Below are 8993 nucleotides of genomic sequence, written 5' to 3'. Positions count from 1 at the left end.
GGAGCGGATGATGCGGGACGCGAAGATCACGCAGATCTACGAGGGGACCAACCAGGTCCAGCGGATCGTGATGGCCCGCAACCTCCCGTAACCCGAAGCCGCAGCCCGAGGCCCCTCAACCCCGGGCTCGGCACTCACGGCCCCCGACCGCCGGTCCGCGGTCGGGGGCCGTGTTTCGTCCGGCGTCGAACCTTCCTGGACGTGGCGCCCCTCCCGGTGTCATAAATGATCGTCAATTCTTTGCAGGGGCACGACGATTGCGGGAGATCGACGATCATGAGCAGCACCCCCGAGCAGCACCCCGGCGGCAAGGTCTGGCTGGTCACCGGCGCCAACTCCGGCTTCGGCCGGGCGATCGCCGAGGCCGCGCTGGCGGCCGGTGACACCGTCGTGGCCGCCGCCCGGCGCCCCGAGACGCTGGCGGAACTGGCCGCCGCGCACCCGGACCGGCTCTTCCCGGTCGCCCTGGACGTCACCGATCAGGAGCGGATTCCGGCGGTCGTCGCGGAGACCGTCCAGCGGCACGGCCGGATCGATGTCCTGGTGAACAACGCCGGGCGCGGACTGGTCGGGGCCGTCGAGGAGTCCACCGACCGCGAGCTGCGGGACCTGATGGAGCTGCACTTCTTCGGCCCGGCCGCGCTCACCCGGGCCGTGCTGCCGCACCTGCGGGCCCAGGGCTCGGGCGCGGTGGTGCAGATGAGCAGCATGGGTGGCCGCTTCAGCTTCCCCGGGGTGGGCGCCTACTCGGCCACCAAGTTCGCCCTGGAGGGGCTGTCCGAGGCGCTGGCCAAGGAGGTGGCCGGCTTCGGGATCAAGGTGCTGATCGTGGAGCCCGGCGCGTTCCGGACCGGCTTCGCGGGTGGCGGCGCGCTCGCCCACTCCACCCCGATCGAGGCGTACGAGCCGATCGTCGCCCCGGTCCGCACCGGGCTGCCGGACACCGACGGCAAGCAGCCCGGCGACCCGGTGAAGGCCGCCGAGGCGATCCTGGCCGCGCTGGCCGCCGAGCGGACCCCGCTGCGGCTCGCGCTCGGCAGTGACGCGGTGGACGCCGTCCTCGGCACCCTCGACGAGGCGCGGCAGGAGGCCGAGGCCTGGGCGGCGGTCGGGCGCGGCACCGACTTCCCGGCCGGCGAGTAACCCGCCGGGCGGCCGGAAAGCCGCGCGGGGGAAGACCGCGCGGGGACGGCCGTGCGACGGAAAACCGCGCGACGGCGGGCAGTCGCGCTCCGTAGGCTGCCCGCCATGTCGACCGCGCCTCCCACGCTCCGCCTGGCCCCCCTCACCCCCGAGAACCTCGACGCCGCCCTCGCCCTGCGGGTCCGCCCCGGCCAGGAGGGCCTGGTGGCGCCGGTGGTGAAGTCGCTGGCCGAGGCCTATGTGCACGGGGAGACCGCCTGGCCCCGGCTGGTCCTGGACGGTGAGCGGCCGGTCGGCTTCGTGATGGCCTTCTTCGACATCGCCTTCCACCCCGACCGCCCCGACGACCGCCCCCGCTCGGGCCTGTGGCGGCTGCTGATCGACGCCGAGCAGCAGCGCGGCGGCTACGGCCGCTTCGCCGTCGAGCAGGTCTGCGCCGAGATCCGCCGCCGTGGCGGCACCCGAGCGACGGTCACCTACGTCCCGGGCCCGGACGGCCCGGCGGAGTTCTACGCCCGCCTCGGCTTCCGTCCGACCGGCGAGACCAGCGGCGACCAGACCGTCGCCGAACTGGACCTCCCGCCGCTCAGCTGAGCAGTGCCGCCGCCTGCTCCCGTGCCTGCCGCAGCCATCCGGCACGTTCGGCGGCGGGGGAGTCGGTGACCGTGCGGAACACCGTCCGCCGTACGTCGGTGACCCCGACGTACGGCAGCACGCAGGCTGCCCAGATCCGCTCCAGCGGGTCGCCGAACTCCTCGCGCTCCCGGGCCTCCGGGGTGTCCGAGGTGTTCAGCACCAGCGCCCGCCCGGCCCGCAGCAGCCCGGCCGGCTCGCCGTCGGCCGTCCCGAGCTTGTACGCGACGCCGGGGGCCAGCACCCGCTGCACCCAGCCGGTGAGCACCGCGGGCGGCATGCCCCACCAGTTGGGGTGGATCAGCACCAGCGCGTCCAGGGTGGCCACCTCGGCCCGGTGCAGGGCCAGGTGCGGATCCTCGGACCGCTCCGCCGCGGCCACCGTGCCGGTCTCCTCGGCGGTGAGCAGGGGTGCGAAGCCCTCCGCGCAGAGGTCGTGGGCGCGCACCTCGCAGCCGCGCCCGCGCAGTTCGTCCACCACGGCCCCGTACAGCGCGTGGTTGAAGCTGCCCGGTCGCGGATGCGCCAGGTAGACCCCGATCGTGCTCATCTTCCGTCCCCCTCGGGCTGGTTGGCGGGATTGATGCTACGGCCGACGGCTGCCGGGTAGGGTCGCGGACCATGACCGAGCCGGACTTCCTCACCGAGACCAGGGCGTTCTACGACGCCATCGCCACCGAGTACACCGACCTCTTCCGGGACCACTTGAGCCGCACGCCGATGGACCGGGCGATGCTGGCGCTCTTCGCGGACCTGGTCCGCGAAGAGCGGCCGGACGCCAGGACGGCCGAACTCGGCTGCGGCCCGGGCCGGATGACCGGACCGCTGCACCGGCTCGGCCTGGACGTGCACGGGATCGACCTCTCGCCGCGGATGGTCGAGCTGGCCCGGCAGGCCCACCCGGAGGTGCCGTTCAGCGTCGGCTCGATGTTCGACCTCCCCTTCCAGGACGGGGAGTTGACCGGCGTGGTGGCCTGGTACTCGATCATCCACACCCCGGCGGAGCGGCTGCCCGAGGTGTTCGCCGAGTTCGCCCGGGTGCTCGCCCCCGGCGGGCACCTGATGCTCGCCTTCCAGGTCGGCGACCAGCCCTCGCGCCAGGAGCGGCCCTTCGGGTACCCGGTGTCGCTGGACTTCCGCCGGCTGCGGCCGGAGCGCGTCGAGGAGCTGGCCCGGGAGGCCGGCCTGCCGGTCACCTCCCGTACGGTCCGCGAGCCGGAGGCGGACGAGAAGACCCCGCAGGCCTACCTGCTGGCCCGCAAGCCGAAGGCCTGAGGGCTCCTACGCGGCCTCCGACGAGGACGGCGGCTGCCCGGAGGCGGCCGCGATCACCTCGTCCAGCACCTCACGGGAGCGCAGCAGGTCGTTGATCGTCCGGTCGATCCGCTCGCGTTCCGCGGTGAGCTCGTCGACCAGCAGCGGGGTGGCGATCTCGCTCGGGCTGCCGTCGGAGTCCCGCATGCAGGGGAGGATCTTGTAGATGGTGCGGCTGTGCAGTCCCGCCGCGAACAGTTCCTGGATGTGCACGACCCGGTCGACGGCGGCCTCCGGGTACTCCCGGTGGCCGCCCTCGGTGCGGCGGGCGGCCAGCAGGCCCTGCTGCTCGTAGTAGCGCAGCGAGCGCTCGCTCACGCCCGTCCGCCGGGCCAGTTCGCCGATCCGCATGCCGTCCACCCCGTCGTCCCGGTCGTCGTCCCGCACCAAGGTCTGAAGCCGACCTCGATGGTAGCCACCCCGGCTCCGGCCGGGGAGGCGCGAACCGGAGCGCGCGACCGGACGGCACGGGATGACCGCGACCGGACGGCACGGGATAACACAGTCGCGTGCGACCTCACCCGTCCGGGGGTGGCGCGCGACGAACAGGCGATCGTGCCATGATCCCTGCATGGCTTCCAACGTTTTCTTCGACATCACGATCAACGACGAGCCGGCCGGCCGGATCGTCTTCAAGCTGTTCGACGAGGTCGTCCCCAAGACCGCCCGGAACTTCCGCGAGCTGGCCACCGGCCAGAACGGCTTCGGCTACGAGGGCTCCGGCTTCCACCGCGTGATCCCGGCCTTCATGCTCCAGGGTGGTGACTTCACCAACCACAACGGCACCGGCGGCAAGAGCATCTACGGCGAGAAGTTCGCGGACGAGAACTTCCAGCTCAAGCACGACCGCCCGGGCCTGCTGTCGATGGCCAACGCCGGCCGCAACACCAACGGCTCGCAGTTCTTCGTCACCACCATCGTCACCGACTGGCTGGACGGCAAGCACGTCGTCTTCGGCGAGGTCGTCGAGGGCATGGACCTGGTCAAGAAGATCGAGGGCCTCGGCTCGCAGAGCGGCCGCACCTCGGCCAAGATCACCATCGCCAAGTCCGGCGTGGTCGAGTAATCACCGCCGCCACCTGGCACACGCCGCCCCGGAGCGGGACGTCGGATCTTCCGGCCTCCCGCTCCGGGGCGGTTTCGTACCCGTTTCCACACCCGTTTCCGCGCCTGTTTCCATGCCTGTCTCCGCGGTCGGCCGCGGTGCGGCGGGCAGGGTAGCCCGGAGTGCGGCCGTCCGGGCCGGAACCGGGCAATCCTGCCGCCCTCCGTCGCCGGGGTCCTACGCTCGATTCGGACGCGGCCCCAGCTGCGGCCGAACTCGACTCCGCGGCAAGGTGGTTGACCGATGATGGAGCAGGGCGCCGACGACGGCGAGGTGACCTACGAACAGGTGACGGTGGTCTCCCTGGCCGGCTGTGAGCCGGTCGGCCCGGCGCGGTTCGCCGTCCGGGTCGCCCGCGAGGGCATGACCGTGAAGCGGGTGGCGGGCTACTGGGTGCACTGGGACGAGCGGTGGGGTGCGGAGGAGGTCCGCCACCACGCCCGCTGGGTCGCGGACGAGGAGTACGTGCGGCCGGACACCGGCAGCCTGGACGGCACCCTCGCGGTGATGGTCGCCGCCTACTGGACGGACCCGGCGGGCGCCTTCCCGCGCCGCCCCGGCACCGAGACCGTGGTGACCTTCCGGCCCGGCGAGACCGGGCACGAACTGGTGCTGGAGCAGCCCGCCCCGGCCGCCGCCCCGGCTGCCGCCCCGCACCGCCCGGCCTCGCTGTCGGTGCAGCTGACCCACGCGAGGTGGCTGAGCGGCGACGGGCAGCCGATCCACTACGGCTTCTCGGGCGCCACCGAGTCGGCCGGCGGCGAGGGGGAGTGGCTGGTCCGCTTCCCGGAGTGCGGCACCGGCCTGCTGCCGTACGTCTAGGACGTTCCGGAGGGGCTCGGAGCGGGCCGGGCGGGCACCGGCGAGGGCCCCCGACCACCCGCTCGCATCCCCACCTTGCGCGCCGGTGCGCCGGCCCAGATCTCCCCGGGCCCGGTCGAGCGGGTGAGCACCGCGTTGGCCCCGACGACGGTGCCCGCGCCGACGGTCAGCACCCCCTCCTTGCACACCACCTTGGCACCCGCGCACAGCACCGCGCCGTCCTCGACCACCACCCGCCGCATCGCGCTCTCCTCCTGCGGCACCCACGGATCCGCCCGGCCGATGGTCACGCCGTTGTAGAGCGTCACGCCGGCGCCGAGGGTGGTGTACGGGTGCAGCACGGTGCCGAAGCCGCGGTGGAAGACGACCAGTCCGGGCCCGATCTCGCAGGCGGCGGGCACCTCCATCCCGTAGAGCGCGAGCGCCTCCTGGACCAGGCGGCCCAGGAGGCGGTGGCGGCGGTGGCGGATCAGCGCGGTGACGAGTGACATCCACCCATTGTGGCGGCGTGGTCACGTGAAGTCACAGGGCTACTTGAACTCCGGCACCGCGGTGTCGTTCTTGAAGGCGTCGAAGACCTGCTTGGACTTGTTGGTGTCCCACAGCACGGCGGACTCGCCGGTCTTGGTCCGGTAGTCCGGGTTGCCGATCGGCACGGTCAGCGACTTGCCGCTGCCGCCGTTGACGTCCTTCATGGCGAGGAAGAGCGAGCCGAGGTCGGTCAGCCCGCAGTCCTCGTCGACGATCAGGGTGCCGAGCGCCGAGTCGACCAGCGGGTAGAAGGTGAACGGGTTCAGCAGGTTGCCCGGGGAGGCGGCCTGGTGGGCCAGGGCTCCGAGGAACTTCTGCTGGTTGCGCATCCGGCCGAGGTCCTGGTCGGCCATCTGGTGGCGCTGGCGGACGAAGGCCAGGGCCTGCTTGCCGCTGAGGGTCTGGTCGCCGGCCTTGAGGTCGAGCCCGGAGTCCTTGTCGTGAACTTCCTGGTCGATCTTCATCTCGACGCCGCCGATCGAGTCGACGATGCCGACGAAGCCGCCGAAGCCGATCTCGGCGTAGTGGTCGATCCGGAGGCCGGTGTTCTGCTCGACGGTCTGGATCAGCAGCCGGCCGCCGCCGTTGCCGAAGGCCGAGTTGATCTTCGCGGTGGTGCCCTTGACCGGCTTGCCGTTGCTGCCCGGGTGCTCGGGGATCGGCACCCAGGAGTCGCGCGGGATGCTCATCAGGGTGTTCCCGTTGTCCCCGACGTGCAGGATCATCATCGAGTCGCTGCGCTTGCCCTCGGTGTCGTGCCCGGTGTGCAGGTCGTCCTGCTCGGCGTCGGTGAGACCCTGGCGGCTGTCGGAGCCGACGATCAGCCAGTTGGTGCCCTTGCCCGCGGCCGGGCGGCCGGGGTAGTCGGCGAGCACGTTCTCGTGGTTGAGCTTGGAGTCCGCCCAGAACCAGGTGGAGACGGCGGTCACCATGACGGCGATCAGCACGCCGAAGACCGACCACTTCACGATCCGCCGCCGCGGCCAGCGCCGGGCCTGGGCACCGGCCGGGCGGGGGCCGCCGGGCCCACCCGGGCCACCCGGACGGCCATGACCGCCGGGACCGCCGGGACCGCCGGGACCGCCCGGGCCGCCGGGACGCCCCGGGCCGGAGGGACGGGCACCGGGTGCGCCGGCCCCCTGTGGCGGGACGCCGCCGAGCCGGGACGGCCCCGGCTGCCCCGGCTGCCGGGGCGCGGGTGCCCCCGGCCCGCGCGGGTTCAGCGAGGACGGCAGCGGCGGCTCGGCCGCGCCGCCGCTTCCGCCATACGGGTTCCCGCCGCCTCCGCCGTTTCCGCCGTACGGGTTCCCGCCGCCCCCCGGGCGGCCCTGCTGCCACGTGTTCATGCCGACGAGGATGCCCGACCCCGGTGGGGCTGACTCCCCCCGGGGGGTCCGCCAGGCCTCTTGTAGCAGTTTTGATGCACGTACCGGATCGTTCCGCCGCAACGTCCGGACACCCGGCGTTCCGGCTGCTGAAACGTTTCTTGACCAGCGCGAACACAGCGTGTTTGCATGCCAGGCATGGATCAGCGTTGGGCACTCACGCGTCGGCGGCACGTCGACCTGCGGCGCGGTGTGGCCTGTTCGCTCTGTCGCGGCTGACGCGCGCCCGTCGAGTCCCCGCACGTCCGCCGACGTAGCGCCCCCGGTGCCGCCTCCCGGCACCGCTCCCGTGCCGGCCCCCGGCACCACGCCCGGTACCGGCCCCCACCGCAGCGCCTTCCCCCCGCTGTGCCGCGCCGCCCCGCTTCCAGCCAGAGGTGAACCCATGGCCGTCGTCCTGTCCGTTTCCGGCTCCCCGTCCGCCACCTCCCGCACCACCCGCCTGCTGCGCCACGTCGACGCGCGGCTGACGGAGCGCGGCCACCACGTCGTCCCCTTCGAGGCCCGCAGCCTACCCGCGCACGCGCTGCTGTCGGGCGACTTCGACCACCCCGAGATCGTCGCCGTCACCGAGCTGTTCGCCCGCGCCGACGGCGTGGTCATCGGCACCCCCGTCTACAAGGCCGCCTACTCGGGCCTGCTGAAGGCCCTGCTGGACGTGCTCCCGCAGTACGCGCTCACCGGCAAGGCCGTCCTGCCGCTCGCCACCGGCGGCTCGCCCGCGCACGTCCTCGCGGTGGACTACGCGCTGCGCCCGGTGCTCAGCTCGATGGGCGCCGGCCACATCACCCAGGGCTGGTTCGTGCTCGACCGCCACATCACCGCCCGGGAGGACGGGACGACCCTGGTGGAGCGCGAGACCGAAACGCTGCTGGCCCCGGTCGTGGAGGGCTTCGCCACGGCCCTGGAACGCCTGTCCGCCCCCGCGCTGACGAGCTGACGGACCGTCGCCGCGGCCCGTACGGGGCGTCCCCGAGACGGGCCGCGGCAACCCCTAGGGGGACCCGCGCCGTGCCCCGTAGAACCTTGGTTGAGCGGCTTCATTCCGGCGGATGACGAGCCCTCCGCCGACGACTCCTAACGTGGTTCACACATCCCCACCCGCCAGGAAGCGGCCCGATCACGTCGGGTCCGGTGGCCAGGTCCACCGGGAGGGTGGAGACAACTCCCGGTCGAGGACTACCGCCTGCGCCATGTCGTGAGGCGGGCGGGCCCGTGAGGCTGGGGGCCAACGGGTGAGCGCATCTTCCATAGGAGAGTCCAGTGACGACGGCAGCAGCAGCCGTGTACGACCCCCAGCTTCCCGGCGGAACGTCCGCCGTCGCCGCGTCGGCCCGTCAGGTCACCAAGGCGTACGGCTCGGGCGAGACCAGGGTGACCGCGCTCGACGCGGTCGACGTCGACATCCAGCGCGGACGGTTCACCGCGATCATGGGCCCCTCGGGTTCCGGCAAGTCCACGCTGATGCACTGCCTGGCGGGCCTCGACACGGTCACCTCCGGGCGGATCTGGATCGGCGACACCGAGATCACCGGCCTCAAGGACAAGCAGCTCACCAGGCTCCGGCGCGACAAGATCGGCTTCATCTTCCAGGCGTTCAACCTGCTCCCGACCCTGAACGCGCTGGAGAACATCACGCTCCCGATGGACATCGCCGGGCGCAAGCCCGACCAGGCCTGGCTGGACCAGGTGGTGGAGACGGTCGGCCTGTCCGGCCGGCTCAAGCACCGCCCCACCCAGCTCTCCGGCGGCCAGCAGCAGCGCGTCGCGGTGGCCCGGGCGCTGGCCGCCCGCCCCGAGATCATCTTCGGTGACGAGCCCACCGGGAACCTCGACTCCCGGTCCGGCGCCGAGGTGCTGACCTTCCTGCGCCGCTCGGTCGACGAGCTGGGCCAGACCATCGTGATGGTCACCCACGACCCGGTCGCGGCCGGCTACGCGGACCGCGTGCTCTTCCTCGCCGACGGCGTGATCGTGGACGAGATGCACGCGCCCACCGCCGACTCCGTCCTCGAACGCATGCGCCGCTTCGACGGCAAGCGCACCAGCTGAGCGGCGGG

At 72.8% G+C, this 8993-nt stretch carries 12 protein-coding genes; 8 read left to right on the top strand and 4 right to left on the bottom strand.

Going from position 1 to position 8993, the window contains the following annotated elements; genetic code table 11:
- The 3 genes from ACIRRH_RS39905 to ACIRRH_RS39895 all read left to right on the top strand — a co-directional run.
- Positions 1-91: acyl-CoA dehydrogenase family protein (locus tag ACIRRH_RS39905; protein ID WP_144385854.1), on the top strand; the 91-nt coding region annotated here is incomplete at its 5' end.
- Between the two features lie 185 nt (positions 92-276).
- A complete protein-coding gene (locus tag ACIRRH_RS39900) occupies positions 277-1143 on the top strand; it encodes an oxidoreductase (protein ID WP_403077712.1) in 867 nt (288 codons plus the stop codon).
- A gap of 105 nt (positions 1144-1248) precedes the next feature.
- A complete protein-coding gene (locus ACIRRH_RS39895; protein WP_403077711.1) occupies positions 1249-1737 on the top strand; it encodes a GNAT family N-acetyltransferase in 489 nt (162 codons plus the stop codon).
- Here ACIRRH_RS39895 and ACIRRH_RS39890 read toward each other — a convergent pair.
- The gene (locus ACIRRH_RS39890) at positions 1730-2326 is read right to left on the bottom strand and encodes an NAD(P)H-dependent oxidoreductase (protein WP_403077708.1); all 597 of its coding nucleotides are present in this window, start codon (positions 2324-2326) and stop codon (positions 1730-1732) included. The genes ACIRRH_RS39895 and ACIRRH_RS39890 overlap by 8 nt on opposite strands.
- 71 nt (positions 2327-2397) lie before the next feature.
- Here ACIRRH_RS39890 and ACIRRH_RS39885 point away from each other — a divergent pair, with 71 nt between their 5' ends.
- Positions 2398-3051 carry a class I SAM-dependent DNA methyltransferase gene (locus tag ACIRRH_RS39885; protein WP_403077706.1) on the top strand — a complete coding sequence of 218 codons (654 nt, stop codon included), beginning with the start codon at positions 2398-2400 and terminating at the stop codon, positions 3049-3051.
- Between the two features lie 6 nt (positions 3052-3057).
- Here the strand turns inward: ACIRRH_RS39885 and ACIRRH_RS39880 are convergent, their stop codons facing one another.
- Positions 3058-3441 carry a MerR family transcriptional regulator gene (locus tag ACIRRH_RS39880; protein ID WP_224283741.1) on the bottom strand — a complete coding sequence of 128 codons (384 nt, stop codon included), beginning with the start codon at positions 3439-3441 and terminating at the stop codon, positions 3058-3060.
- 220 nt (positions 3442-3661) lie between these two features.
- Between ACIRRH_RS39880 and ACIRRH_RS39875 the strand changes: the two genes are divergently transcribed.
- Both ACIRRH_RS39875 and ACIRRH_RS39870 read left to right on the top strand, forming a co-directional pair.
- Entirely contained in the window at positions 3662-4156 is a 495-nt protein-coding gene (locus tag ACIRRH_RS39875; RefSeq protein WP_403077705.1) for a peptidylprolyl isomerase, read from the top strand.
- A 282-nt stretch (positions 4157-4438) separates the two neighbouring features.
- Positions 4439-5017 (top strand): hypothetical protein, encoded by a 579-nt coding sequence (locus tag ACIRRH_RS39870; protein ID WP_403077703.1) that lies wholly within the window; start codon positions 4439-4441, stop codon positions 5015-5017.
- Here ACIRRH_RS39870 and ACIRRH_RS39865 read toward each other — a convergent pair.
- Complete coding sequence (locus ACIRRH_RS39865) at positions 5014-5508, bottom strand: hypothetical protein (RefSeq protein WP_403077700.1); 495 nt, start codon at positions 5506-5508, stop codon at positions 5014-5016. The two genes, ACIRRH_RS39870 and ACIRRH_RS39865, sit on opposite strands and share 4 nt — an antisense overlap.
- 39 nt (positions 5509-5547) lie before the next feature.
- Positions 5548-6516, bottom strand: coding sequence for an LCP family protein (locus ACIRRH_RS39860; RefSeq protein ID WP_403077698.1), 969 nt, complete (start codon positions 6514-6516; stop codon positions 5548-5550).
- A gap of 802 nt (positions 6517-7318) precedes the next feature.
- Here ACIRRH_RS39860 and ssuE point away from each other — a divergent pair.
- Positions 7319-7873: an NADPH-dependent FMN reductase gene (gene ssuE / locus ACIRRH_RS39855; RefSeq protein ID WP_403077695.1), complete on the top strand. Its 555-nt coding sequence runs from the start codon at positions 7319-7321 to the stop codon at positions 7871-7873.
- A gap of 323 nt (positions 7874-8196) precedes the next feature.
- Positions 8197-8985 carry an ABC transporter ATP-binding protein gene (locus tag ACIRRH_RS39850; protein WP_403077692.1) on the top strand — a complete coding sequence of 263 codons (789 nt, stop codon included), beginning with the start codon at positions 8197-8199 and terminating at the stop codon, positions 8983-8985.
- The last annotated feature ends 8 nt before the right edge of the window (positions 8986-8993 follow it).

It is taken from the genome of Kitasatospora sp. NPDC101235, from assembly GCF_044767505.1.
Taxonomy (GTDB): Bacteria; Actinomycetota; Actinomycetes; order Streptomycetales; family Streptomycetaceae; genus Kitasatospora.
This window is presented reverse-complemented; position numbering and strand designations above follow the sequence as displayed.